At 61.8% G+C, this 25,395-nt stretch carries 26 protein-coding genes; 13 read left to right on the forward strand and 13 right to left on the reverse strand.

Annotated elements, in window-relative coordinates; genetic code table 11:
* Positions 1-39 precede the first annotated feature (39 nt).
* Positions 40-1,197, forward strand: a complete 1,158-nt coding sequence (locus RLCC275e_RS02325; RefSeq protein ID WP_033181684.1) for an adenosylhomocysteinase — start codon at positions 40-42, stop codon at positions 1,195-1,197.
* Between the two features lie 34 nt (positions 1,198-1,231).
* On the opposite strand, the gene RLCC275e_RS02330 is transcribed toward RLCC275e_RS02325, so the two are convergent.
* Entirely contained in the window at positions 1,232-2,227 is a 996-nt protein-coding gene (locus RLCC275e_RS02330) for a zinc-dependent alcohol dehydrogenase family protein (protein ID WP_033181685.1), read from the reverse strand.
* Between the two features lie 138 nt (positions 2,228-2,365).
* Between RLCC275e_RS02330 and RLCC275e_RS02335 the strand changes: the two genes are divergently transcribed.
* Entirely contained in the window at positions 2,366-3,217 is an 852-nt protein-coding gene (locus tag RLCC275e_RS02335) for a LysR family transcriptional regulator (RefSeq protein WP_033181686.1), read from the forward strand.
* Positions 3,218-3,230: 13 nt separating this feature from the next.
* On the opposite strand, the gene RLCC275e_RS02340 is transcribed toward RLCC275e_RS02335, so the two are convergent.
* A complete protein-coding gene (locus tag RLCC275e_RS02340) occupies positions 3,231-4,127 on the reverse strand; it encodes a LysR family transcriptional regulator (protein ID WP_033181687.1) in 897 nt (298 codons plus the stop codon).
* Between the two features lie 160 nt (positions 4,128-4,287).
* Between RLCC275e_RS02340 and RLCC275e_RS02345 the strand changes: the two genes are divergently transcribed.
* The 4 genes from RLCC275e_RS02345 (at position 4,288) to RLCC275e_RS02360 (ending at position 8,968) form a co-directional block, all read left to right on the forward strand.
* Complete coding sequence (locus tag RLCC275e_RS02345) at positions 4,288-5,727, forward strand: FAD-linked oxidase C-terminal domain-containing protein (RefSeq protein WP_033181688.1); 1,440 nt, start codon at positions 4,288-4,290, stop codon at positions 5,725-5,727.
* A complete protein-coding gene (gene glcE, locus RLCC275e_RS02350; RefSeq protein WP_033181689.1) occupies positions 5,724-6,923 on the forward strand; it encodes a glycolate oxidase subunit GlcE in 1,200 nt (399 codons plus the stop codon). The genes RLCC275e_RS02345 and glcE overlap by 4 nt, the downstream gene beginning before the upstream one ends.
* A 251-nt stretch (positions 6,924-7,174) precedes the next feature.
* Positions 7,175-8,485 (forward strand): glycolate oxidase subunit GlcF, encoded by a 1,311-nt coding sequence (glcF, locus tag RLCC275e_RS02355; RefSeq protein WP_033181690.1) that lies wholly within the window; start codon positions 7,175-7,177, stop codon positions 8,483-8,485.
* A gap of 42 nt (positions 8,486-8,527) precedes the next feature.
* On the forward strand, positions 8,528-8,968 hold the full coding sequence (locus RLCC275e_RS02360) for a hypothetical protein (protein ID WP_033181691.1): 441 nt from the start codon (positions 8,528-8,530) through the stop codon (positions 8,966-8,968).
* A 27-nt stretch (positions 8,969-8,995) separates the two neighbouring features.
* Here the strand turns inward: RLCC275e_RS02360 and RLCC275e_RS02365 are convergent, their stop codons facing one another.
* The 3 genes from RLCC275e_RS02365 to RLCC275e_RS02375 all read right to left on the reverse strand — a co-directional run bounded on the left by RLCC275e_RS02365 (position 8,996) and on the right by RLCC275e_RS02375 (position 11,473).
* Positions 8,996-9,670, reverse strand: a complete 675-nt coding sequence (locus RLCC275e_RS02365; protein ID WP_012756190.1) for an outer membrane protein — start codon at positions 9,668-9,670, stop codon at positions 8,996-8,998.
* A 120-nt stretch (positions 9,671-9,790) separates the two neighbouring features.
* Positions 9,791-10,483, reverse strand: a complete 693-nt coding sequence (locus RLCC275e_RS02370; RefSeq protein WP_017993050.1) for a L,D-transpeptidase — start codon at positions 10,481-10,483, stop codon at positions 9,791-9,793.
* A 240-nt stretch (positions 10,484-10,723) separates the two neighbouring features.
* Entirely contained in the window at positions 10,724-11,473 is a 750-nt protein-coding gene (locus tag RLCC275e_RS02375) for a L,D-transpeptidase (protein ID WP_033181692.1), read from the reverse strand.
* A gap of 248 nt (positions 11,474-11,721) precedes the next feature.
* Here RLCC275e_RS02375 and RLCC275e_RS02380 point away from each other — a divergent pair, with 248 nt between their 5' ends.
* Together RLCC275e_RS02380 and RLCC275e_RS02385 are read left to right on the forward strand one after the other, a co-directional pair.
* Positions 11,722-12,351 carry a DNA-3-methyladenine glycosylase I gene (locus RLCC275e_RS02380; protein ID WP_033181693.1) on the forward strand — a complete coding sequence of 210 codons (630 nt, stop codon included), beginning with the start codon at positions 11,722-11,724 and terminating at the stop codon, positions 12,349-12,351.
* Positions 12,348-12,851, forward strand: a complete 504-nt coding sequence (locus tag RLCC275e_RS02385) for a hypothetical protein (protein ID WP_033181694.1) — start codon at positions 12,348-12,350, stop codon at positions 12,849-12,851. Before RLCC275e_RS02380 ends, RLCC275e_RS02385 begins: the two co-directional genes overlap by 4 nt.
* 146 nt (positions 12,852-12,997) lie before the next feature.
* Here RLCC275e_RS02385 and RLCC275e_RS02390 read toward each other — a convergent pair whose 3' ends face one another.
* Entirely contained in the window at positions 12,998-13,702 is a 705-nt protein-coding gene (locus RLCC275e_RS02390) for an HAD family hydrolase (protein WP_033181695.1), read from the reverse strand.
* Positions 13,703-14,054: 352 nt separating this feature from the next.
* Here RLCC275e_RS02390 and RLCC275e_RS02395 point away from each other — a divergent pair, with 352 nt between their 5' ends.
* Positions 14,055-15,104 (forward strand): aldo/keto reductase, encoded by a 1,050-nt coding sequence (locus RLCC275e_RS02395; protein ID WP_033181696.1) that lies wholly within the window; start codon positions 14,055-14,057, stop codon positions 15,102-15,104.
* A gap of 66 nt (positions 15,105-15,170) precedes the next feature.
* Here the strand turns inward: RLCC275e_RS02395 and copM are convergent, their stop codons facing one another.
* The 3 genes from copM to RLCC275e_RS02410 form a co-directional block, all read right to left on the reverse strand.
* Positions 15,171-15,530, reverse strand: a complete 360-nt coding sequence (gene copM / locus RLCC275e_RS02400) for a CopM family metallochaperone (RefSeq protein WP_033181697.1) — start codon at positions 15,528-15,530, stop codon at positions 15,171-15,173.
* A gap of 75 nt (positions 15,531-15,605) precedes the next feature.
* Positions 15,606-15,971: a hypothetical protein gene (locus tag RLCC275e_RS02405; protein WP_033181698.1), complete on the reverse strand. Its 366-nt coding sequence runs from the start codon at positions 15,969-15,971 to the stop codon at positions 15,606-15,608.
* Positions 15,972-16,028: 57 nt separating this feature from the next.
* Positions 16,029-16,790, reverse strand: coding sequence for a hypothetical protein (locus RLCC275e_RS02410; protein WP_033181699.1), 762 nt, complete (start codon positions 16,788-16,790; stop codon positions 16,029-16,031).
* Between the two features lie 231 nt (positions 16,791-17,021).
* Here RLCC275e_RS02410 and hisS point away from each other — a divergent pair, with 231 nt between their 5' ends.
* Genes hisS through hisG form a run of 3 tightly spaced genes read left to right on the forward strand, consistent with a single transcriptional unit; the run spans position 17,022 to position 20,398 of the window.
* The gene (gene hisS / locus RLCC275e_RS02415) at positions 17,022-18,542 is read left to right on the forward strand and encodes a histidine--tRNA ligase (RefSeq protein WP_033181700.1); all 1,521 of its coding nucleotides are present in this window, start codon (positions 17,022-17,024) and stop codon (positions 18,540-18,542) included.
* A 42-nt stretch (positions 18,543-18,584) separates the two neighbouring features.
* Positions 18,585-19,706: an ATP phosphoribosyltransferase regulatory subunit gene (locus RLCC275e_RS02420; protein WP_033181701.1), complete on the forward strand. Its 1,122-nt coding sequence runs from the start codon at positions 18,585-18,587 to the stop codon at positions 19,704-19,706.
* A complete protein-coding gene (hisG, locus tag RLCC275e_RS02425; protein WP_003556816.1) occupies positions 19,703-20,398 on the forward strand; it encodes an ATP phosphoribosyltransferase in 696 nt (231 codons plus the stop codon). Before RLCC275e_RS02420 ends, hisG begins: the two co-directional genes overlap by 4 nt.
* Positions 20,399-20,479: 81 nt before the next feature.
* Here the strand turns inward: hisG and RLCC275e_RS02430 are convergent, their stop codons facing one another.
* The gene (locus tag RLCC275e_RS02430; protein ID WP_033181702.1) at positions 20,480-20,896 is read right to left on the reverse strand and encodes a DoxX family protein; all 417 of its coding nucleotides are present in this window, start codon (positions 20,894-20,896) and stop codon (positions 20,480-20,482) included.
* Between the two features lie 290 nt (positions 20,897-21,186).
* Here RLCC275e_RS02430 and RLCC275e_RS02435 point away from each other — a divergent pair, with 290 nt between their 5' ends.
* Positions 21,187-21,897, forward strand: coding sequence for a glutathione binding-like protein (locus RLCC275e_RS02435; RefSeq protein ID WP_033181703.1), 711 nt, complete (start codon positions 21,187-21,189; stop codon positions 21,895-21,897).
* A 62-nt stretch (positions 21,898-21,959) separates the two neighbouring features.
* Here RLCC275e_RS02435 and RLCC275e_RS02440 read toward each other — a convergent pair whose 3' ends face one another.
* From RLCC275e_RS02440 to groES, 3 genes are all read right to left on the reverse strand, one after another.
* Complete coding sequence (locus RLCC275e_RS02440) at positions 21,960-22,406, reverse strand: hypothetical protein (RefSeq protein ID WP_033181704.1); 447 nt, start codon at positions 22,404-22,406, stop codon at positions 21,960-21,962.
* Positions 22,407-23,038: 632 nt separating this feature from the next.
* The gene (groL, locus tag RLCC275e_RS02445) at positions 23,039-24,682 is read right to left on the reverse strand and encodes a chaperonin GroEL (RefSeq protein ID WP_012756206.1); all 1,644 of its coding nucleotides are present in this window, start codon (positions 24,680-24,682) and stop codon (positions 23,039-23,041) included.
* Between the two features lie 72 nt (positions 24,683-24,754).
* The gene (gene groES, locus RLCC275e_RS02450; RefSeq protein WP_003545797.1) at positions 24,755-25,051 is read right to left on the reverse strand and encodes a co-chaperone GroES; all 297 of its coding nucleotides are present in this window, start codon (positions 25,049-25,051) and stop codon (positions 24,755-24,757) included.
* Positions 25,052-25,395 lie beyond the last annotated feature (344 nt).

Consider the following 25,395-nt stretch of genomic DNA (forward strand, 5'->3'; position numbering starts at 1 on the left):
CGCTAAAACCGGCACCAACACTCACGTAGGAAAGAGTTTATGGAAAAGAGCGCAACCCGCATCGACTGGATCGGCAACAGCTGCCGGCTGCTCAAGGCGACGGCGGCCGAATTCGAGCGGACGCGTCCCTTTGTGGGCCTGTCGATCGGCACCGGCATTCATCTGGAGCCGAAGACGGTGGCGCTGCTGACGACGCTTCGCGCCGGCGGCGCGCGCCTCGTGTGCACCGGCAATCTCAACAGCACCCAGCCTTCGACGGTCGAATTCCTGCGTTCGGAAGGCATCACGGTCTTCGCCACGCAGACGACCGATCCCGCCGCTCACCATCAGAGCCTCGAAGCGGTGATTGCCGAAAAGCCGGATCTGCTGCTCGACAATGGCGGCGATCTTTTTGCCATCGCGGCGGAAAAACCCTACGCCAATCTCCGCGGCGGCACCGAGGAAACCACCTCGGGCCGCACCCGGCTGCTGCCGCTGCGCGAGCGCCTGAACATGCCGATCCTCGTCATCAACGACAGCCCGATCAAGCAGTTCGCCGAAAACAGGCATGCCGTTGGCCAGAGCCTGTTCGAAAGCTACCTGCGCTTCACCAACCGCTCCACCAACGGCAAGCGCGTGACGGTGTTCGGCTACGGCGCCTGCGGCAAGGGCACGGCCGCTTGTTTCCGCAATGCCTTTTCCACCGTCAGCGTCATCGATATCGATCCGGTGACGACGCTCGAAGCTCATCTCGACGGTTTCACCACACCGCTGCGCGACGCGGCGATCCGCTCGGCCGATATCATCGTCACCGTCACGGGTTTTGCCGGCATCGTGACGGCAGCCGACCTGCCGCTCGTCAAGGACGGCGCGATCCTGATGAATGGCGGCCATTTCCCGCATGAGATCGATGTCGAAGCCTTCCGCCGCCATCCCGATGTCATCGGCATCGACCGCTACGAGGCCGACCAGATCGAGACCTTCCATCTCAGCGACGGCCGCTCTTTCCATGTGCTTGGCGGCGGTCACATGGCCAATCTCGCCGGCCCGCGGCCGCTCGGCAATACGGTCGAGTCGATGGATCTCGGCTTCACCCTTCAGGCCCGCTGCCTGGAACGCATCGCCAAGGGTGAGGCCGGCCCGCAATCCTGCATCGTGCCAGTGCCCGCTGATATCGATGCGATGGTGGCGAACGCCTATCTCGATCTAGCGCGCTGATTCCGCCGACGGATTAAGAGCCGACGGATTGAGATCAGTCGATGTCGACGACGAGCTTTCCGTCCGCCTGCCGGTCTTCGATCAGCCGATGCGCCTCATCTGTATCGGCAAGGCTAAAGCGGCGCGGGTCGAGCTTCGGCATCACCTTGCCGGCTTCGACGAGCTTCGTCATCTCCCGCATGATCTCACCATGATGGGCGCGTCCCTCGCCGGTCAGAAGCGGCAGCAGCGTGAAGACGCCGGAATAGGTGGCCGCCTTGAAGGAGAGCGGCGCCAGCGCATGGCTTCCCCAGCCAAGGCAGCTCACGACATGGCCAAACTGGCTGACGGCTCGGAATGCCGCATCGAGCCCCTTGCCGCCGACCGTATCGTAGACCAGATCGAAACCCTTGCCGCCGGTGTGCCTTGCGACATAGGTTTCAACCGTTTCCGCGTCACGATCGATCGGTGTTGCGCCAAGACCGGCGAGATAGTCCGCTTTCGACGCGCCGTCGACCACATAGACCTCGGCTCCGGCAGCCTCGGCGATCTGCGCGACGATATGGCCGACACCGCCGCCGCCAATCACCAGAACCTTCTGGCCGGCCTCGACCCCGGCGCGGTCGACCAGCCCCTCCCAGGCGGTGATCGAGATCAGCGGCAGGGCGGCTGCCTCGCGCATCGACAGGTTCTGCGGCTTCGGCGCCAGCAGCGCGGCGTCGACAGCTGCAAATTCGGCAAGCGATCCCTGAATGCCGCCGACCCCGCCGGTCATGCCGTAGACCGCGTCGCCGCGCCGAAAACCGCTGACGCCAGTTCCGATCTCTTCGACGATGCCGGCCATATCGATACCGACAATGGCGGGAAGCGGATGGCGGGCATGGGCCGCATTGCCGGCCCGGATTTTGAGGTCGAGCGGATTGACGCCGCTTGCCTTGATGCGCACCAGGACCTGGCCTTCGCCAGGCACCGGTTTTGCAATATCGGCGATGCGCAATGGTGAATTCGGCGCTTCAGCCAGCAGTGCTTTCATCGTTGATTGTACAGACATGGAACTCTCCTTCGTTCGCGGAGCGGCGTCTATAGGAACACCGCAATTGGCGTGGAAGAAAGATGCTTCATTGAAACGCGAATGAAAATGAAAGATAACGACTGAAGTCCATGCATTTTTGTTTGGCGGGTGTAAACGATGGAATGGAGTGACCTCAAGCTGTTTCTGGCGATCGCGCGGTTCGGCACGCTGGGGGCAGCAGCCCGCCGCCTCGGACTGACGCAGCCGACGATGGGCAGGCGGCTGCGTGCCCTTGAAACCTCTCTCGGCCAGACGCTTTTTCAGCGCACGACCGATGGCTTCGTCCTGACCGACGAAGGCGCAGCCGTGTTCGCCGGCGCCGAACGCATCGAGGAGGAGGCGTTCGCCATGGAGCGGAGCCTTGCCGGCGGCAGCCGTCAGCTCGATGGTTTTCTCAGGCTGTCCTCATCCGACTGGTTCGGCGCACATGTGCTTTCGCCGGTGCTGGCGGAATTTTCGCAAGTCCATCCGAAGGTGGTGGTCGAATTGTTGACCGACAGCCGGCTTCTCAGCCTGTCGCGACGCGAAGCCGACCTCGTCTTCCGCATCCAGCCCTTCACGGAAGCGGAGGTTATATCGCGCAAGCTCATCCATATCGAATACGGCCTTTACATCAGCCGCGGCGCACCGCACCCCGAAGCCGGCGACGGCGCGGGCACCCGCCTCGTCACCATGGATGAGGTTTTCGGCGATATGCCCGATGTCGGCTGGCTGCGGCGCCTGTTGCCGCGGGCCGACATCGTCACGCGCAGCAACAGCCGCGACGTGCAGGCGGCGCTCTGCGCCAATGGCGCCGGGCTCGCCGTCCTGCCGCGGCCGCTCGGCGATTCTCTTGCAGCCATCGAACTGGTCGATCTCGGTGAACCGCCGCCCGGCCGCGACACCTGGGTCGGCTATCACCGCGACATGAAGCGCCTGGCGCGGCTGCGCGCCCTGCTGGATCTCGTCATCGAGAGGCTGGCGCGCTGAACCGTCGCTGCCATCAGCGCTCCCAATAGGGGACGGGGCCGTAAAGCTCTGCCAGATAGTCGATGAACAGCCGCACCTTGGCCGGCAGAAACTGCCGGCTGGGATAAACGGCCGACAGCGCGACATTGTGCGAGCCCTCATAGGCCGGCAGCACCTGCACCAGCCGGCCGGCCTTGAGCTCTTCACCGATATCCCAGGTGGAGCGCAGCGCGATCCCGAGCCCGGCGATGACCGCCTCGCGGATCACCTCGCTGGAATTGGTGATCAGCATGCCTTCCGGCCTGAGACTCAGCGCCCCGTCCGGCCCGTTCAGCCGCCAGGTGTCGTTATTGTGGGCCGGCAGGCAGCGGTGGTGTTTCAGCTCGTCGATGTGCTTCGGCTCGCCATGCGCTGCAAGGTAGCCCGGTGAAGCGCAGAGCAGCCGGCGCACCGGCGCCAGCCTTCGGGCAACGAGACTCGAATCGGTGAGTTCGGCAATGCGGATCGCCAGATCGAAACCGCCGCCAACGATGTCGCTGAATTCGTCTGTCAGCACCAGGTTGATCGCAAGATCCGGATGCGCCTCCATGAAATCCTTCAGATGCGGCGCTATATGCATGCGCCCGAAGGAGGTCGGGGCCGAGATCTTCAGCGTGCCGTGCATCTGCGCCGAGCGGCCGGAAATATAGAACTCCGCCTCTTCGAGCCCGGCGAGAATGCCGAGAACGCGGTCGTAGAAGCCCTGTCCGGCCTCCGTCAGCGAGATCTGCCGCGTCGTGCGTTGCAGAAGCCGGGTGCCGAGCCGGTCCTCCAGCCGCTTGATCCGTTTGGAGACAACGGCCGGCGAAAAGCCGAGCGCCCGCCCGGCGAGCGACATGCTGCCTGTCGAAACGACCTTGGCAAAGATTTCGAGATCACCCAGATTGGTCATAAGGTTTTGTGACTTTTTCCCTTTTGGCATAAGTGCTTAGCATTTGCGCCACTTTCGGGAAAGTGCTAAGCCGGTTTATCGGCGGCAGGGAGGTTCGCGGCCGGTTTTCGCTGTCATCTTCCCGCTGTCATTCCCCCTCGTCAGGGCCAGGGAGAACGCCATGTCCGACGCCATTTCGTTTCTCGAGCCGCGCGCCGACGTGCTGGCGCGCCGCGCCCAGATCGTTGCCGATCTCACCGATCTTCTACCGCCGGAATGCCTGGTGCATGAGGCGCGCGAGCTGGTGCCGTTCGAAACCGACGCCTTCGTGTCCTACCGCCGCCTGCCGCTCGCCGTCGCCCTGCCACGCACCACGACCGAGGTTTCGGCCGTCATGCGCTATTGCAATCGCTACGGCATTCCCGTCGTGCCGCGCGGCGCCGGCACCTCGCTCTCCGGCGGCGCCATTCCGCAGGAGGATGCCGTCGTACTTGGCCTGTCGAAGATGAACAGCATTCTCGAAATCGATCTGCCGAACCGGGTAGCCGTGGTCCAGGCCGGCGTCACCAATCTCAATATTTCCGAATCCGTCTCCGCGGACGGCTTTTTCTATGCGCCCGATCCGAGTTCGCAGCTTGCCTGCACCATCGGCGGCAATATCGGCATGAATTCCGGCGGCGCCCACTGCCTGAAATACGGCGTCACCACCAATAATCTGCTCGGCGTCAGGATGGTGCTGGTCGACGGCACGGTGATCGAGCTTGGCGGCAAGGCGCTGGATGCGGCAGGCTACGATCTGCTCGGTCTCGTCTGCGGCCACGAAGGCCAGCTTGGCATCGTCACCGAGGCGACGGTGCGGTTGATCGCCAAGCCGGAAGGCGCGCGCCCGGTGCTCTTCGGCTTCGAAAGCTCGGAGGAGGCCGGCGCCTGCGTCGCCGATGTCATTGCCGCCGGCATCATCCCGGTTGCGATCGAATTCATGGACAAGCCGGCGATCGAGATCTGCGAGGCCTTCGCCCATGCCGGATACCCGCTCGATGTCGGCGCGCTGCTGATCGTCGAGGTCGAGGGATCGGAAGCGGAAATGGACGCCGCGCTGAAGGACATCGTCGAGATCGCCCGCCGGCACGCTGTCAAGACCGTGCGCGAATGCCAGTCGGCGACCGAGGCAGCATTGATCTGGAAGGGCCGCAAATCCGCCTTCGGCGCCACCGGCCGCATCGCCGACTATATCTGCATGGACGGCACCGTGCCGCTCAGCCAGCTTTCCTACGTGTTGAAAAGGACCGCCGAGATCGTCGATCATTACGGCTTGCGCGTCGCCAACGTCTTCCATGCCGGCGACGGCAACATGCATCCGCTGATCCTCTTCAATGCCAACGATCCGGAGGATGCCGCCCGTGCCGAGGCCGCCGGCAACGATATCCTTCGGCTCTGCGTCGATGCCGGCGGCTGCCTCACCGGCGAACATGGCGTCGGCATCGAGAAGCGCGACCTGATGCGGCACCAATATTCCGAGGTCGATCTCACCCAGCAGATGGCGGCGCGTGCCGCCTTCGATCCCGGCTGGCTCCTCAATCCGTCGAAGGTCTTCCCGCTCGAAGGGCGCCCCGCCGCATGATCGACCTGATGCCGACGAGCGAGGAAGAGGCAGCAGTGATCGTCCGCGCCCATGCGGAAAGCGGCCGGCCGCTGGCGATCTGCGGCGGCAATAGCCGCTCCGGCTTCGGCAATACCGTTGCCGCCGAGGGCCGGCTGCGCTCGACCGGACTTTCCGGCATCGTCGCCTATAATCCCGGCGAAATGGTCATGACCGTCCGATCCGGCACGCCGCTTGCCGAGGTCGAGGCGGCACTTCAGGAGAGCGGCCAGATGCTCGCCTTCGAGCCGATGGATCATCGCCCGGTGATGGGCACATCCGGCGAGCCGACCATCGGCGGCGTCTTTGCCGCCAATGTCTCCGGTCCGCGTCGGCTGATCGCGGGTGCCGCCCGCGACAGCCTGCTCGGGGTGCGCTTCGTCAACGGCAAGGGTGAAATCATCAAGGCCGGCGGCCGGGTGATGAAGAATGTCACCGGTCTCGATCTCGTCAAGCTGGTCGCCGGCTCGCATGGCACGCTGGCTTTCCTCACCGAAGTCACCTTCCGTGTGCCGCCGCGCCCGAAGACGGAGCGGACGGTGGTGCTATCGGGCCTCAACGACGCCGAGGCGGCAAACGCCATGGCGGCGGCGATGGCGCTGCCGGTGGAAGTCTCGGGTGCTGCCCATCTGCCCTTGACGGTGACGTGGAAATTCCTCGCCGGCAAATTGCCCGAGGGCGAGGCGACCGCTCTGCGCATCGAAGGCCTGCCGGGCTCGGTCGACGTACGCATCGAGAAGCTTGCCGCGGCAATGTCGGGTTTCGCCACGGTCACGCGGCTGGAACAGCCGGAGAGCCAAAAGTTCTGGCAGGAAATCCGCGACGTGCTGCCCTATGCCGACGGCAGCATGCGGCCGATCTGGCGCGTCTCGGTCGCCCCCGGCACCGGCCCTCAGCTGGTCGCAGCGCTCCGCCTCGAGGCAGGCGTCGACGCCTTCTACGACTGGCAGGGCGGCCTCGTCTGGATGCGCATGGAGGCCGGCCCCGAAGCCGAACTGGTCCGTCGCTACATCAAGGCGCTCGGCGGCGGCCACGCGACGCTGATCCGTGCATCCGGTGAGGCGAGGGCGGTCACCGCTGCCTTTCACCCCGAGCCCGAGGCGGTGGCGATGTTGTCTCGGCGGGTCAAGGAGAAATTCGATCCGGCGGGAATCTTCAATCGGGGGAAGATGGGGTGAGGGATAAGATGGGTTTGCGCTTGGGTTACCCCCCTCTGTCCTGCCGGACATCTCCCCCACAAGGGGGGAGATTGGCTGGGGGCTATGACTTCCCCAAACAATTCGGGCACTGCGACTCCGACACGGCAGATAGGAAGCGATGGTCCAACCTCTTGTCGATCTCCCCCCTTGTGGGGGAGATGTCCGGCAGGACAGAGGGGGGTATTCCAAGCAATATGCCAGAGATTCTCCCCAAGCGGAGATCCCGTTAGATGCAAACCAACTTCACCCTGACCCAGCTCCTCGATCCCGATGTCGCCGAATCCGAGCAGATTCTGCGCAAATGCGTTCACTGCGGTTTCTGCACCGCCACCTGTCCCACCTATGTGACGCTTGGCAACGAGCTCGACAGCCCGCGTGGCCGCATCTACCTGATCAAGGACATGCTGGAAAACGGCCGACCCGCCGATGCCGAGGTCGTCACCCATATCGACCGCTGTCTCTCCTGCCTTGCCTGCGTTACCACCTGTCCCTCCGGCGTCGATTACATGCATCTGGTCGATCACGCCCGCGCCCATATCGAAAAGACCTACAAGCGCCCGTTCATGAACCGGCTGACGCGCGCCATCCTTGCCGCTGTGCTGCCCTATCCCGGTCGCTTTCGCCTGGCGCTCAATCTCGCCCGTCTCGGCCGGCCCTTCGCCGGTCTGATGCGGGGTGGCGCGTTGAAACCCTTCGCCGCCATGCTGGCACTTGCGCCGCGCCGCATCCCCGCTGCTTCGGACTTCGCAAAACCCGGCACGCATCGGCCCGAAACGGAACGGCGCGGCCGGGTGGCGATCCTTTCCGGCTGCGCCCAGCCGGTGCTCGATCCCGGCATCAACGCGGCGGCGATCCGGCTGTTGACGCGGCTCGGCGTCGAGGTCGTGGTGCCGGAAGGCGAGGTCTGCTGCGGCTCGCTGGTGCATCACATGGGTCGCGCCGAACAGGCGCTCGAAAGCGCCCGTGCCAATGTCGATATCTGGACGCGCGAGATCGAGGGGCAGGGCCTCGATGCGATCATCATCACTGCTTCGGGCTGCGGCACGACGATCAAGGATTACGGCCACATGCTGCGCCTCGATCCCGCCTATGCTGCAAAGGCGGCCTGTGTCTCGGCGCTCGCCAAGGACGTCACCGAATATCTCGCAACCCTCGACCTGCCGGCACACATGCCGAAGGGCATCACGGTCGCCTATCATTCCGCCTGTTCCATGCAGCACGGCCAGCGGATCACCCTGGCGCCGAAGCAATTGCTGAAAGCGGCGGGCTTTACGGTGCGCGATCCGGCGGAAGGCCATCTTTGCTGCGGCTCCGCCGGCACCTACAACATCATGCAGCCGGAGATCTCGGCGGCGCTGAAGGCGCGCAAGGTCAAGAACATCGAGGCGACCAAGGCCGATATCATTGCCACCGGCAATATCGGCTGCATCACCCAGATCGCTACCGGCACCGGCATTCCAATCCTGCATACGGTCGAACTGCTCGATTGGGCCTACGGCGGAGCTGTGCCGGAAAAATTAACAGGTTTGCCGTTAGGCTGAAGCTTGCGAAGGCCCGTCGGGTCGGTCTCGGGAGTTTAGACGATGTGGCGGGGAATGATTGTGCTTGCGGGACTGCTCGGTGCGGCAGGCACCGCCCATGCAAATAGCCGTTATTTCTGTTCCGCCGACGACAAGGAAGCGCGCTTCACGCTCGAAAGCGGTTTCGAAAGCGCCGCCGGCCACAAGCTCAACCACTTCCGCGGCGCGCTGATCGTCAAGGATCCGGCCCAAGAGGCCGTGTTCGGAAAGCGTGTTTTCGAATCGCAGCACCTGACCAACCATTGGTCGCGTAACGGCGAACTGCTCATGGAAGTCTTCGACGGTGGCGAAGATGACACTGGCGGCGCAACGCTGGATCTGGTGGTTATCGCCGGCGAGCGCGGCAGGCCGGCGGCAAATTTCAGCGGCAGCTATTCCCTGACCATCGAAGGCGGTGAAAAACCCTATGCCGTCGAGGGTAAGGTCAGCTGCGGCACGAAATAGCGCCACAGCCGAAATTCAACAACTCAATTACCAGTGGAACGATACGCCGACGTTGACGGCATTCGTGAAGATGTTGGTCTTCAGATCCACGCCGCTGTCGATCGGAACGTCGACGCGCGAATAGGTGCCCTTGTATTCGACGAAGGTCGACCAGCGCTCGGTCACCTTGAAGTCGACGCCGGCCTGGGCCTGCAACGTCACGCCGCCGAATTCATAAGCCCAGGTCTTGCCCTCGGGACGAATCACTTCGACATGCGGAATGTTCACGCCGATACCGGCGCCGAGATAGGGGGTCCAGCGGCGGGTCGGATCCTGGAAACGGTAGAGACCGTTCACCGTGAGGAGGTTCAGGCCGTCGGTGAATTCGAAATGCGACCAGCCGGCCTTTGCCAGCGTATCGTCGTCGGCATAGACCTTGTCATGGGTATAATCGAGCGAAATACCCCAGTTCGGCTTGTTGAAGTTCTCGAGCCACCAGGTGACGCGACCGCCGTAATAAGGCGGGCTGCCGAAGGACTTGCCTTCCCAGCCGGCGGTGAAGTGCGTGCCGTCGGAAAGATCGACGCCGCTATGCGGCGCGGTCTGGTAGCCGCCGTAGATAGAGAATTGCAGGTCTTCCGCCGAGGCGGAAACTGCTGAACAGATTGTCAAAAACGCGATGCCCGCAAGCAGGGAAGCGGAAGAACGCAGCGCAGATGTCATTGAATAGCCCCGAAATAAATATGTCGACTCTTAGGCACGTGTGCCAGCTTTTGGCCGCAAAGTCTAAGCAAAACGAAAGGCGCATCAGACTGCGCCTTTCGTTTTTTTGCTAAGTGTTGCTCAGCCGCCGAACATCGTACGCAGCACGTCGATGCCCCTGTCCTCGAATGCCACCTTGCCCTGCCTGTTGCCGGGGCCGATGACGATCACCTTGGTGCCGACGGGCGCGCGATCGTAGAGATGCGACACATCCTCGTTCATCATCCGTATGCAGCCGGAAGACATGTTGAGGCCGATCGTCCAGGGCTGATTGGTGCCGTGGATGCGGAAGATCGTGTCGCGGCCGCCTTGGTAGAGATACATGGCGCGGGCGCCGAGCGGGTTGTCCTCTCCGCCTTCCTGGAAAGCAGGAATGATATGTCCCTTGGCGGCTTCGCGGCGGCGCATCTCGGCCGGCGGCGTCCAGCTCGGCCATTCGGCCTTGCGGCCGATCTTGACGACCCCCGACCAGCCGAAGCCGTCGCGGCCGACGCCAATGCCATAGCGTGTGGCGCGATTGTTGCCTTCGACGAGGTAGAGATATTTGTTGTTGGTATCGATGATGACGGTGCCGGCGGCTTCCGTCGTTACCAGGCGCACTTTCTTGCGCTTGAACTGCGGCTTCACGTATTTCGGCATCTGCGCCACGCGCACGATCTGTGCCGGTGCCCGTGCGTTGTCGGGCGCGGAGCCCGCGGGTGCAGCAAAGGCGGATGTAGACATCAAGGACAGGACAAGTCCGGCAGCAGCCAGACCCGGCATTAGTTTGATCATGATCGATTCCCCTCAAGCAAATCCGCTCGAAGCTACATGAACTTCTGCCCGATTCAAGATCGGTGTGGCCGGATAAAGCATTTTTGGAGAAGGAGAGTCGGATGTTCTTGCGGCTCCCACTGCATAATTTATCCTCAAATCGGACTCGACTTAAGGAAAAATTATGCAGCAATTTAAAGGATTACAGCGCCCTTTGCGGCTCTCGAAAAGACGCGTGGCGCTGTAAGTATTGCGCCGCCTTTACATTACGATGACGCGGGTTCCGACATTGACGCGGTCGTAGAGGTCGACGACGTCTTCGTTGCGCAGGCGGATGCAGCCGGAGGAGACGGCGCTGCCGATCGACCAGGGGGCGTTGGTGCCGTGGATGCGGTAAAGCGTCGAGCCGAGATACATGGCGCGGGCGCCAAGCGGGTTTTCCGCCCCGCCGTCCATGCGCGCCGGCAGGTAATGGCCCTTGGCGGCTTCGCGGCTGATCATCTCGGAAGGCGGCGTCCAATCCGGCCATTCGGTCTTGCGGGTGATCTTGTGGGCGCCCGCCCATTCGAAGCCCGGCTTGCCGACGCCGACGCCGTAGCGCCGCGCCTTGCCGCCTTGCATCACCAGATAGAGGAAGCGGTTGTTGGTATCGATGACGATCGTGCCGGGCTTTTCCGTGGTGTCGTAATCGACCATCTGCGGCAGGTATTGCGGTTCGATCGGACGACGGATCGACGGGATGCCGGGATTGATCGCCGAAACGGTCTGAGGTGACACCTGCGGCGCCCGGCGGATGATACGGCGCTGGAAAAGGCCGCGCTGCTGCGGCTGGACGACCGGCCGCTGATAGACGACGGGACGAACCGTGCCGCCGCCCAGCTGGTTGATCCAGGGGGCGGTCAGATCGGGGCTGAGCACGACCGGCGGGCGGGTGGCGTAGCGGTCGTCTGCAATGGCGGCCGCGGAGAAAATGCCGAAGAGGGCTGCGGCAAGAACAAGCTGTTTCATCATCGGACGAACTCTCTACAAATGACCGAAAATGCGCTGGCGGGACATGTCCGCCCGGGCGGAGATGTTCCGCCCGGCAAAGACGCTGCCACCCAATCCGCCAGCGAATGGTAAAGATCGATTCATGAAAAGCCGACCGATCGGATAAACTTTTCGTCAGGGTTACCGTTCGGTTTGGAAAGACGGTTTGCAAATGGTAAAGCCGGAATCATGAGCAGAGAACGAAGCGGATCCCCGCGGAATGAAGGATCATGAGCGCGATAGGCATCATCATCGGCGAGGACGGCAGGAGCCGCTGCCACTGGCACGCCAATCTGCCCGACTATCTCCGCTATCATGACGAGGAATGGGGCCGCCCTGTCACCGATGACATCCGCCTCTTCGAGAAGATCTGCCTCGAAGGCTTCCAGTCGGGCCTTTCCTGGCTCACCATCCTGCGCAAACGCGAGAATTTCCGCGCCGCCTTTTCAGGTTTCGATTTCGACAAGGTCGCCCTTTTCGGCGAAGAGGATGTCGCTCGCTGCCTTGCCGATGCCGGCATCATCCGCCATCGCGGCAAGATCGTCTCGACCATCAACAATGCAGAGCGCGCAATCGAGCTCAGGGACGAATTCGGCTCGCTCGCCCATTATTTCTGGCGCTACGAACCCGGCCATAACGAGCGGCCGGCAGTGGTCGACCGTGATCACATCGTCGCCAATCCGACGACGCCGACATCCGTGGTCATTTCGAAGGATTTGAAGAAACGCGGCTGGACCTTTGTCGGCCCGACCACAGTTTATGCTTTCATGCAGGCGATGGGTCTCGTCAACGATCATCTGGAAGGTTGCTTCTGCCGGCCCGAGGTCGAGGCGATGCGCACCGCTCTGGTTCGCCCATGAAAGATCACTCCGTGAGAACATTGATCGCCGCCGCCGCCCTTTTCCTCCTGACGGTTTCCGCCATGGCGCAGACGCCGCAGCTCGATCCCGGCGAGAAGCTGGAGAAGCTGCAATTTCCGGCCGTCACCATGCAGTTGAAGGGCTGGACGAAATTCGGCAATAGCCATGTCTATACGCTGCCGGTGCGCGCCGGCCAGCATATGAAGATCAGTTTTTCCAGTAAGAGCAAATTTGCCTTCCTGGCGATTTTCGACCTGTCGAAACCGGATGACGAGGCCTTCTTCGGCACCGATGAGGACGGCATGAGCTTCGAGACGACGGTCAAGGAGAACGCCACCTGGCTGCTGCGTCCCTATTATTCCAAGGTCTCGCCGCGCCGTGGCCTCGGCGCTCCCTTCAGCATCCTGATCGAGCCGTTGGCGGCTGCCCCGCAACAGCCGAAACCGCCGACCGAGCCGGAGCACCCGTCGCTGTTTCCGAAGGCGCCCGCCAAGCAATGAGATAAGAGCTGCAAGCGCAGCTGAGAGCAATTCCAGGAAAAGTGCGAAGCGGTTTTCCCAGGCAAAGCGCGAAAGCGGTTTCGCCGGGAATTGCGTAAAAACAAAGAATAGAGCGGTTCTGCGCTCCCGTTAAAAGCAGAACCACTCTAGCCGAGGCGGTCGATCAGGTCGTGCAATTGGCCAAGGTGGTCGATCTTGCGGAAACGTGGCGCTTCCTTCGGTTCGTCGACATGTTCCAGCACCCAGGTCAGTTCGTGCGGCACGAAAACGCCGTAGCTGCCGGCGGCGATGGCCGGCACGATGTCCGACTTCAGCGAATTGCCGACCATCATCGCCCGTTCCGGCCCGTCGCCGACCTTGGCGAAGATGCGGCGATAGGTGACGGCCGTCTTGTCGGAGACGATCTCGACGGCGTCGAAGAAGTCGCCGAGCCCGGATTGGGCAAGCTTGCGTTCCTGATCGAAGAGATCGCCCTTGGTGATCATGACAAGCAGGTATTTGCCGGCAAGCGCCTCCAGCGTGTCGCGCACATGCGGCATGGTCTCGACAGGATGGCTGAGAAGGTCGCGGCCGGTATCGAGAATCTTGGCGATCACGCCGGCCGGAATCTTGCCCTCGGTGATCTCGATCGCCGTCTCGATCATCGACAGCGTGAAACCCTTGATGCCGAAGCCGTAGTGGCGAAGGTTGCGTTTCTCGGCTTCCAGCAGCCGTTCGGAAATCTTCGGTCCTTCGGCGAAATCGGCAAGAAGCCCGGTAAAATACGCTTCCGTCAGTCGGTAATATTGTTCGTTCTGCCAGAGTGTATCATCGGCATCGAAGCCGATCGTGGTCAGTGGTCGCGTCGCCATATGCGCACCTCGAGAGCATGATGCCGAAAAGTGTGAGCGGTTTTCGGACGACATCATGCTCTTGCTAATAAAATTAGAACAGGATTCAGATTTTGGGCCGACCCGGCCTAAAATCATCCTGTTCTGGAAATATGGCCGGCAATCTATCGGATGCCTGTGTCGAGACAAGGGCATTCCGGCTTTACAGCGCCGCGCGTCGGCGTTGAAAAGCGCTGCCGCCGCACTAGATTAAAATCGCCTCACCTTGCAGCCAGCCACGGCTGTGCCTGTCATATGCAGGCCAATAATCAAAAAATGAAGTTCAGCAGTTCGCAAGCCCCTCTTGCGGCAGACACAAAGGAATTTTTCCACCATGCGTTACAATCAACTTGGAAATACGGGACTTTTCGTCTCGGAAATTTGCCTGGGCACGATGACCTTCGGCGAAGCCAAACAGGGCAGTATGTGGGGCGCCATCGCCGACGTCGATCAGAATGCCGCCGACCGGATCGTCGAGCGCTCGCTTGCATCCGGCGTCAATTTCATCGACACGGCCGACGTCTATTCATCCGGCGAGTCCGAAAGGCTGCTCGGCCAGGCGCTGAAGAACCTCGACGTCAAGCGCAAGGACGTCGTCATCGCCACCAAGGTCTACGGCGTCATGGGCGACAAGCCGAACGACCGCGGCGCCTCGCGCGGTCACATCATGGATTCGGTCGAGGCGAGCCTCGATCGCCTGCAGACCGATCATATCGACCTCTATCAGATCCACGCGACCGATACGGTGACGCCGATCGAGGAGACGCTGCGCGCCTTCGACGATCTCGTTTCCCGCGGTCTCGTGCGCTATATCGGCGTCTCCAACTGGCAGGCCTGGCGCATTTCCAAAGCGCTCGGCCTCTCCGAACGCCGCGGCTTTGCCCGTTTTGAAACCGTGCAGGCCTATTACTCCATCGCCGGCCGCGATCTCGAGCGTGACATCGTGCCGATGATGCAGGAGGAAAAGCTCGGCCTGATGGTCTGGTCGCCGCTCGCCGGCGGCCTGCTCTCCGGCAAGTATGGTCCCGGCGCGCCCGGCAACGGCGAAGGCCGCCGCGCCAGTTTCGATTTCCCGCCCGTCGACAAGGACAAGGCCTGGGCCTGCGTCGCCGTCATGCGCGAAGTCGCCGAAAAGCACGGCGTCAGCGTCGCCACCGTGGCACTCGCCTATATCCTCGCCAAGCCCTTCGTCACCACAGTCATCATCGGCGCCAAGCGTGTCGACCAGCTCGACCAGAACCTTGCCGCCGTCAAGCTGAAGCTCGATGAAGACGATATCAAGAAGCTCGACGAGGTGAGCGCGCTTGCGCCGGAATATCCGGGCTGGATGCTGGCGCGACAGGGCGCCGGCCGCCGCCCAGCCGATTTCGAGCCGAAGGACTGATCGCGCCAACATAAGTCTTGGGGAACGCCTGACATTTCCGGCGTTCCCCTTTTCATTGACGATCGATTATTTGCCGTGGGCCTTAAGCCAAGCGTTCATCTCGGCGATCTCGGTTTCTTGCGCCCTGATGACGGCTTCGGCGAGTTTGCGGATATCGGGATCTTTTCCATATTGAAGCTCGATCCTGGCCATATCGATCGCGCCCTGATGGTGCGGGATCATGCCGCGGACGAAATCCGCATCGGCATCGCCGCTGTAGTCGATCATCATATCCTTGTGCATCTTGGCGTTGGCCTCGCTGAAGGCATGGCTTGCCGCATCGTGGTTGCCCATCGGCTTGCTCATATCCATCGGTTTGTCTTCGGCAAGGACGGGAGCGGCCAGGATGGCGAGCGTTGCTGTGAGGGCGATGATTTTCAGAGACATGAGAGTTCCTTCCTCTGTCTGACAATAGGTTTGCCGGGCGGCTGGGCCACCCGATTGGCATGGATAGCCGTGGTGTCAGGACAGTCGGGGAGGCGGCGGCTGCGGTGTCGGTTTGTCGTCATCGAGGGCGCGGGAAAGCGCCGGGGCGGGATAGCCGAAGATGGACTTTCCGCTGGCCATGACCGTCACCGCCGGTGGCAGCAGCAGGCAGGCGGCGCAAAGCGGCATATGCGCGGAATTACCGGTAGCGCACGGGTCTTTTAAGGGATCGGCCCTACCTGCCGCCTCATGCCTATCCATGCCAGCCATCTCATGGTGCATGCCGTTTTCGACGACGACCGGCGCATTCATCGACGCACAGGTCGGACAGCCGGCCCATACGGACATGGCGCTGTAGACCAGCCAGCCGAGCAACATCGTGATGAGAGCGAGCGTGCGCATGGTGTTTTATAGGCGAATGCCTGATGCAAACCAAGCCGACCGGCGATCACATCCTGGTCACCAGGCGGCAATGACCTTGTGCTCGATCCTATAATCCCTGCTCTCTTCGCCGAGCGGCGCGACCGGCCATGTCCAGGCGGCTTTTGCCGGCGGCGGCAAGACGCCATGCAGCAGGTCGGCCTCTTCATGCGTCCTGCCGTTGCGGTCGATGACGGCATAGGCGATGTCGGTTACCAGGCAGCTGCGGCAGGAAAGCCCCGAAAGCCCAGTCAGATGCGCTGCGATTAGCCTTTCCACCGTGTCTTCAGGCATTCGCCCTGGCTCGGCTTCATGGCGCCGTTTCACGCCGCGGCCGATCTGCGACAAGAGGTTGGCGGAAACCACCAGATCGAGATAGGGCACAGCGCGCAGGAAGCCGAGCGGTTCGGGTTCGCGGCCGGCGGCAAGGTCATCATAGCCGGAGAGATCGCGCTCGATCAGTCGGACATTGCGATAGAATTTGGCGGACAGCCACAGGCGCACCGAGGCGAGATGAACGAGATCGACCAGAACGACGGTGTCGAAATCTCGCGCCAGCACCTCGATCGGCACGTCGCGCAACAGGCCGGAACCGAGCACGACCGCGGTCCGCTTCTGCCTGAGATCGGCCGTCGCCGCCAGGATCGCCTTCCGGCTTATCTCCTCATGTTCGGCCCAATCCGCCGCACAGCGGCCCGCCCGCGACCAGAGATTGACGGAATAGCGGATGAACTTTCGATGCGGCTTGCCGGTCAGCGGCAAGGTCGCGGCATAGAGAAGCGCCTCAGTGATCATGAACATATCCGCATTTCTGATGGAGCTCCTTCGTTCAATCGATTCTCGCCTAAAGCAATTCCAGCAAAAGTGCGCAGCGGTTTTGCGTCCGGAATTGCAAAGAAACAAAGAGATAGAGCATTTCCGTGACTCGGAGAAAAACGGAAATGCTCTAGACATCAAGACCCTTCGCCCTTGCCGCTCCCCGCCCAATCCGCTAGGAAACCGCCACTGTCACAGTCAGTGGAATCCCCGGAAATGAACGACAAGCAGAAGAAACCGCAAAAGCTCAAGGCCCGCCTGCCGCGCGGCTTCGTCGACCGGACGGCCGGCGATATCCGCGCCGTCAACGAGATGACGGCAAAGATCCGGGAAGTCTATGAGCATTATGGTTTCGATCCGCTCGAAACGCCGCTGTTCGAATATACCGATGCGCTCGGCAAGTTCCTGCCTGACAGCGACCGGCCGAACGAGGGCGTGTTCTCGCTGCAGGACGATGACGAGCAGTGGATGTCGCTGCGTTACGACCTGACGGCGCCGCTCGCCCGTCATGTCGCCGAGAATTTCAACGAAATCCAGCTGCCCTATCGCACCTATCGCGCCGGTTACGTCTTCCGCAACGAGAAGCCAGGCCCCGGCCGCTTCCGCCAGTTCATGCAGTTCGATGCCGATACCGTCGGCGCGCCTGGTGTTCAGGCCGATGCCGAAATGTGCATGATGATGGCCGACACGCTGGAAGCCCTCGGCATCAAGCGCGGCGATTACCTCATCCGCGTCAATAACCGCAAGGTTCTGGATGGCGTGCTCGAAGCGATCGGTCTCGGCGGCGACGACAAGGCCGGCCAGCGGCTCAACGTGCTGCGCGCCATCGACAAGCTCGACAAATTCGGCCCGGAAGGCGTGGCCCTGCTGCTCGGTCCCGGCCGCAAGGACGAATCCGGCGACTTCACCAAGGGTGCTGGTCTCGACAAGGAGCAGATCGACAAGGTGCTGTTCTTCGTCGGCATCACGGACTATGCCGAAAGCGCTGCCCGTCTCGCCGAGCTGGTTGCGGGAACCGCCAGGGGTGGCGAAGGCGTCGACGAGCTGAATTTCATCGCTGCGCTGGTTACCAGCGCCGGTTATGGCGCTGACCGCATCAAGATCGATCCCTCGGTTGTCCGTGGTCTCGAATATTATACCGGCCCGGTCTATGAGGCCGAACTGACCTTCGACGTCACCAATGAAAAGGGCGAAAAAGTCGTCTTCGGTTCGGTCGGCGGCGGCGGTCGTTATGATGGCCTCGTCTCCCGCTTCATGGGCCAGCCGGTTCCGGCGACCGGCTTTTCGATCGGCGTCTCCAGGCTGATGACAGCCCTGAAGAACCTCGGCAAGCTCGGCGCCAGTGAGGTCATCGAGCCGGTGCTGGTGACCGTCATGGACGGCGATGTCGAGGCGATGGGCCGCTATCAGAAGATGACGCAGGAACTGCGCGCCGCCGGCATCCGCGCCGAGATGTTCCAGGGCAACTGGAAGAAATTCGGCAACCAGCTGAAATATGCCGATCGCCGCGGCTGCCCCGTCGCCATCATCCAGGGCGGCGACGAGCGCGCGACAAGCGTCGTGCAGATCAAGGATCTGATCGAAGGCAAGCGGCTCTCCGGCGAGATCGAGGACAATGCCAGCTGGCGCGAGGCGCGCGTGGCGCAGGAGACGGTCCCGGAAGCCGACCTCGTCGCCAAGGTGAAGGAAATCCTTGCCGCGCAGGCCGAGGATCGGAAGCGAGCGGCGAATGTCTGAGGCATTTCCGGCACGCCCGTCGCTTATTATTCGGAGCGCAGCATGCCCCTGATCAACCTCCCCGAATTCGCCAACGACCTCATTGCCGAATTCATCGAGCGCAACGCCGAGCGCATCGACACGCCTGTCATTCAGCCGGCCGAACCTTTCCTGGATATCGCCGGCGAGGATCTGCGCCGCCGCATCTTCATGACGGAGAGCGAAACCGGCGCCAGCCTCTGCCTGCGTCCTGAATTCACCATCCCTGTCTGTCTGCGCCACATCGAGACGGCGACCGGCACGCCGAAGCGTTACGCCTATCTCGGCGAGGTTTTCCGCCAGCGCCGCGACGGCGCCAATGAATTCTATCAGGCCGGCATCGAGGATCTCGGCGATATCGACCTGTCAAACGCCGACGCCCGCGCCATCGGCGATGCTACCGGCATTCTCGCCCGCCTGCTGCCGGGCCGCCGCTTAGCCGTGACATTGGGCGACCAAGCGGTGTTCGAGGCTGTCGTCCAGGCGCTCGGCCTGCCGCTCGGCTGGCAGAAGCGCCTGATCCACGCCTTCGGCAATATGACGCAGCTGGAAGCACTGCTTGCCAGCCTCGTCAGCCCGCAATTCGTCACCGGGCTGGACGACGATATCGCCAGGCTTGTCGCATCAGGCGACGAGCAGGCGCTGGTCGCCCATCTCGAGCGGGAGATGCAGAAGACCGGCTATTCGACGAATGCCGGCCGCTCGGCCCTGGAGATCGCCCGACGGCTCAAGGAAAAGCTCATCCTGTCCGAAACGCGCCTCGACGATGCGGCCTTCCTTGTTTTGGAAGAGTTCCTGTCGCTCGAAGTGCCGCTTATCAATGCTTCCGCAGCCCTTTCCGGTTTTGCCGATGCTGCCGGCCTGAAACTCGGCAATGCGCTCTCCCGCTTCAACGGCCGGGTCGCAGCACTTTCCAATGCCGGCGTCGATCTTTCCTGCCTCGACTACCGCGCCGCCTTCGGACGGCCGCTCGATTATTACACCGGCCTCGTCTTCGAGGTGACGGTCGAAGGTTCGACCGCGGTTCTCGCCGGCGGCGGCCGTTTCGACCGGCTCCTGACCTTCCTCGGTGCGACGGACCGCATCCCGGCCGTCGGCTTCTCTTTCTGGCTCGACCGCATCGAAACCGAAAGGGCAGCCGCATGACCATCACCATCGCGCTTCCCTCCAAGGGCCGGATGAAGGAAGATGCTTCGGCGATCTTCGAACGCGCCGGCATGACGATCTCGGCTGTTGGTAACGACCGCTCCTATCGCGGCCGCGTCGAAGGCTGGGATGATGTGGAGATCGCCTTCCTCTCGGCGTCCGAAATCTCCCGTGAAATCGGCAACGGCACTGTCGATTTCGGCGTCACCGGCGAGGATCTGATGCGGGAAGGTTTTGCCGAGGTCGACAAGCGTGTCGAATTCTGCGCCCGGCTCGGCTTCGGCCACGCCGATGTCGTCGTTGCCGTGCCGGAGATCTGGCTCGATGTCGACACCATGGCCGATCTCGTCGATGTCGCCGCGGATTTCCGCGCCCGTCACTCCAGGCGCCTTGCCATCGCCACCAAATACTGGCGGCTGACCCAGCAGTTCTTTTCGAGCCAGCACGGCATCCAGCTTTATCGCATCGTCGAAAGCCTGGGCGCCACCGAGGGCGCTCCCGCGTCCGGCTCGGCCGATATCATCGTCGATATCACCTCCACCGGCTCGACGTTGCGCGCCAACCACCTGAAGGTGCTCCAGGACGGCGTCATTCTGCATTCGCAGGCCTGCCTCGTGCGCGCCCGCAAGGAAAGCCATGCCGGCGAACCCGCTGTGCAGGCCATCATCGAGGCAGTGCGCGCCGCCCTCTGATATCCCGGCCGCCAAGGCATAAGAAAACCCGCCGTCGGATGACGGCGGGTTTTTCTGCTTCTGGGAGGATGTCTGCTGGTGTCAGGCAGCTGCGTAAGCGCCGCGGCGGGCATCGAGCGAGTAGGCGCCGGCACCGACGGTGGCGAGCAGTATGTATGCGCCGGCCAGCGTGATATTCTTCATGACCATGATCTGGTTGAGAATGTTCACGAGTTCTGTGCCACTCGCGTAGGGCAGGTGGAAGGCAATGCCCGTGAAGACACAGAAGGCGGCGAGCAGCCAGCCGGCAATGCGGACCTGGAAGCCTGTGAGAACCGCAAGGCCGGCCAGCAGTTCGAAAAGGCCTGCGACATAGGCCAGCAGGGATGCTGCCGGCAGGCCGGCACCGGCGATCATGCCCGCAGTACCGGCAGGATCGGTGAGCTTCATGAAGCCGGAAAGGATGAACATGAAGGAAAGAAGAATACGGGCAATCAGGATGATGACGTTGTTCGACATGGACGTTGTCTCCGTTTCAAGGACTTTGGAGATCTTGGTGCCCCGGCACCGGTTCGACCTCGGATGCCTCTATCTCGCTCTTTTCTTGCGTTGTGGAAAGATAAACGAAAGGGGACACTTCGTTCACTAATATGGAACGATCTCCAAAGCGCGTCGCGTTCGTTCATACGACGTGCTTGGAGTCGTTGTCTCAAAACCGCTGCGCACTTTTGGGCGACATGCATTGGCTGCCCCCGCTTGCCTTTGCCGAGCCCGGTCTTTTATGGTCGGCACCCAACATGGAGAATCCGATGGCAGATCTTTCCGCATTTCCGATCACGACGCGCTGGCCGGCGAAAAATCCCGACATCATCCAGCTCTATTCCCTGCAGACGCCGAATGGGGTGAAGGTCTCGGTCGCTCTCGAAGAGCTCGGCCTCGCCTATGAGCCGCATTATGTTTCCTTCGCCGCCAACGAACAGAAGTCGCCGGAATTCGAATCTCTCAACCCGAACGGCCGCATTCCGGCAATCATCGATCCGAACGGGCCGGACGGGAAGCCGATCGGCCTTTTCGAATCCGGCGCCATCCTGCTTTATCTCGCGGAAAAAACCGGCAAGCTCATCCCTGCCGATGCCGCCGGCCGCTACGAAACCATCCAATGGGTGTTTTTCCAGATGGCGGGCATCGGCCCGATGTTCGGCCAGTTCGGCCATTTCCACAAATTTGCCGCCGACAAGGTTGCGAACAATTCCTACCCGGTGGAGCGTTATCGCGATGAATCCAAACGGCTGCTCGGCGTGCTCGATGACCGGCTGAAAGGTCGTCAATGGATCATGGGCGATCAGTACACGATCGCCGACATCACCACCTTCACCTGGGTCCGCGGCGCCGATATTTTCTATGGCGGCCGCGAGGTTCTCGAATACGCGAAATTCCCCGCCGTCTCGGATTGGCTGGAGCGCTGCATCGCCCGTCCGGCAAGTGCCAGGGGCCTCAATATACCGGTCAAACCGGAGTAGCGAACGGATCGCCGGAAGCACGAAGGCCGCCCTCGAGGCGGCCTTTTATCTTGATTTCCGGCCTATCGCCGGCTTGATATCTGCTTTGCGCCTTCCAGCTTGAAGCGCGGAAAGATGAAGACGCCGACCATGCTGCCGCTGTATTTCTGCTCGAGCCCGTTCGACTCGCCCATGCAGAACAGCGGCTGGCGAAAGCCGTTCGGCATGATGATCGTCGTCGAAAAACAGAAGGAGGAGCAGAGCGTCGCCGCCTGCTCGAACAGCTCCAATATGTGGCTGCGGTCCTTGGCATCATAGCAGCGGATCAGGCTGAGCAGTCCGCATTCCTGTGCGGCGAGGCCGTGCAGCATCGCGCTCCACTCGCCGAGACGGAGCATGCCGCTCGAAAGGTCGCCAGTCCAGGCTTCGGAAACGGAAAACTGCGCCAACATCTCGTGATTTTGATTGGCGTCATCAAACGAGCCGGGCGTCAAAGGTACGGCTGCATTGGCTCTGGCGATCTTAAACAAGGCGTTCCCCCGTTCGGATGCGGCTCCCGCCGCACGCTCGGCAAACACAAAGAAACAGGATCACGCAGCAGCGGGCATGATGCCCGCGCTTCATCCGGCGATTATTGCCGCGGCCATCTGGCCTCCGTAACCGGAGCCCCTCGATGCCGGACGTTCACGTATCGCCTTCCGCGCTCCGGCCTCGTCTATTGGCGAAAATTTATCGCCGGGCGCGCTTTAATTGCAGCGCGGATTTATAGGGGCTTTTGGACAAACGGCAACGGCTTTTTAAGGGGTATTCGGATCGGCATCCTTTCCCGAGATGTCCGCATTTGCGCACGATTTCGCGAGAAACAGCATCGGAAGATCACCCCTGAGGGCTTTGCAAACGTTTTCACTCCGCGCCAGGCCGGAAATGTTGCGGCAGTATTGCGATCTCTCGCATGTCGGCAGGCTGAGAAATACGCAGGCAGCGCAAGCTTGGCGCAAGCTTCGCGCCCGGGCCTGCAAGAGGGTGCTGGGTAAACGTTTCGTCGGCTATGCCAATCAGTGTGCTGCACGTCGAATCGCTTTGGCCAAAAGAAAAGGGCGACCCGAGAGCCGCCCTTCCTGTTCCGGATGCCGGAATGGTAGTCAGTGATGGCTTTCGCCGATCACATCATGTCCATACCGCCCATGCCGCCCATGCCGCCCGGCATGCCGCCGCCAGCCGATTCTTTCTTCGGCAGTTCGGCAATCATGGCTTCGGTGGTGATCAGCAGCGATGCGACAGAAGCAGCGTTCTGCAGCGCCGTGCGAACGACCTTGAGCGGGTCGACGATACCCATGGCGATCATGTCGCCATATTCGGACGTCTGGGCGTTGTAGCCGTAGTTGTCTTCGTTCTTGTCGAGGACCTTGCCGACAACGATCGAGGCTTCGTCGCCTGCGTTTTCAGCGATCTGACGAACGAGCGACTGCAGGGCGCGGCGAACGATGTTGATGCCGGCTTCCTGGTCGTCGTTTGCACCCTTGACGGTGATCTTCGTGGAGGAGCGGAGCAGAGCGATACCGCCGCCGGGGACGATGCCTTCCTGAACGGCAGCGCGGGTCGCGTTGAGCGCGTCATCGATGCGGTCCTTCTTTTCCTTCACTTCGACTTCCGTCGAGCCGCCGACGCGGATGACGGCAACGCCGCCAGCGAGCTTGGCAAGACGTTCCTGCAGCTTCTCGCGGTCGTAGTCGGAGGTGGTTTCTTCGATCTGGGCCTTGATCTGGGCAACACGGCCTTCGATGTCGGTCTTGGCGCCCGAACCGTCGACGATCGTGGTGTTTTCCTTGGAGATCGAAACCTTCTTGGCACGGCCGAGCATGTCGAGCGTGACGGATTCGAGCTTGATGCCGAGGTCTTCGGAGATGACGGTGCCGCCGGTCAGGATGGCGATGTCTTCGAGCATGGCCTTGCGGCGGTCGCCGAAGCCAGGAGCCTTGACGGCAGCGATCTTCAGGCCGCCGCGCAGCTTGTTGACGACGAGCGTTGCGAGGGCTTCGCCTTCGACGTCTTCAGCGACGATGAGGAGCGGCTTGCCGGTCTGAACGACGGCTTCGAGAACCGGCAGCATCGACTGCAGGTTCGAGAGCTTCTTCTCGTGAAGGAGAATGAAGACGTCTTCGAGGTCGGCGATCATCTTTTCCGGGTTGGTCACGAAGTAGGGGCTGAGGTAGCCGCGGTCGAACTGCATGCCTTCGACAACTTCGAGTTCGGTTTCGGCGGTCTTGGCTTCTTCAACCGTGATGACGCCTTCGTTGCCGACCTTCTGCATGGCTTCAGCAATGTCGAGACCGACCTGCTTGTCGCCATTGGCCGAAATCGTGCCGACCTGTGCAACTTCTTCCGAAGTCGAGATCTTCTTGGCCTTGGCCTGGAGATCCTTCACGACGTCGGCAACAGCGAGGTCGATGCCGCGCTTCAGGTCCATCGGGTTCATGCCGGCTGCAACGGCCTTGTTGCCTTCGCGAACGATCGCCTGGGCAAGAACGGTAGCCGTCGTGGTGCCGTCGCCGGCGATGTCGTTGGTCTTCGAAGCAACTTCGCGGACCATCTGGGCGCCCATGTTTTCGAACTTGTCTTCGAGTTCGATTTCCTTGGCGACGGAAACGCCGTCCTTGGTGATGCGCGGCGCGCCGAAGGACTTGTCGATGATGACGTTACGGCCCTTCGGGCCGAGCGTGACCTTCACTGCATCGGCGAGAATGTCGACGCCGCGCAGCATCTTTTCGCGCGCGGTGCGGCCAAACTTGATTTCTTTAGATGCCATATTCTTAACTCCTGAATTCGAGTTGTTCGGGCAAAAGGCCCGTCAGCCATTTCGGGAAAGCAGGTCGGCCGATCAGCCGATGATGCCCATAATGTCGGCTTCCTTCATGATCAGAAGGTCTTCGCCGTCAATCTTGACTTCGGTGCCGGACCACTTGCCGAACAGGATGCGGTCGCCAGCCTTGACGTCGAGTGCGACGACCTTGCCGGACTCATCGCGCGCGCCGGAGCCGACGGCGACGATTTCGCCTTCCTGCGGCTTTTCCTTGGCGGTATCGGGAATGATGATGCCGCCCTTGGTCTTGGCTTCGGACTCAACGCGGCGAACAACGACGCGGTCGTGAAGGGGGCGGAAGTTGGTGCTTGCCATTGTCTAATCCCTCGATCGAATGACATTCGCGGGCCGGATTGGCCCACATGGATAGATGTTAGCACTCCCTTGCGGTGAGTGCTAGCGACGAGCATTTAGGGATGGCTCCCGGAGGAGTCAATGAGAGCAATCACGAATTTTTGTGCCGGAATTGTGAAGATGCCGGAGAATAGTCGGAGATTGCGGCCGAAACCTCGGCGCAGCTGAACTTTGCCGAACTCGTCCGCGCTCGGCGATCTGCCGCTTCGCGATAATCGTCAAACCCCTTTGCCCTTCCGCTCCTCCGGATCCTCGTTCAAGCTCTATGCATTGGCCCGGCGGCGAAGAAAATTCCTTGCCATCGT

Source organism: Rhizobium brockwellii, from assembly GCF_000769405.2.
Taxonomy (GTDB): domain Bacteria; phylum Pseudomonadota; class Alphaproteobacteria; order Rhizobiales; family Rhizobiaceae; genus Rhizobium; species Rhizobium brockwellii.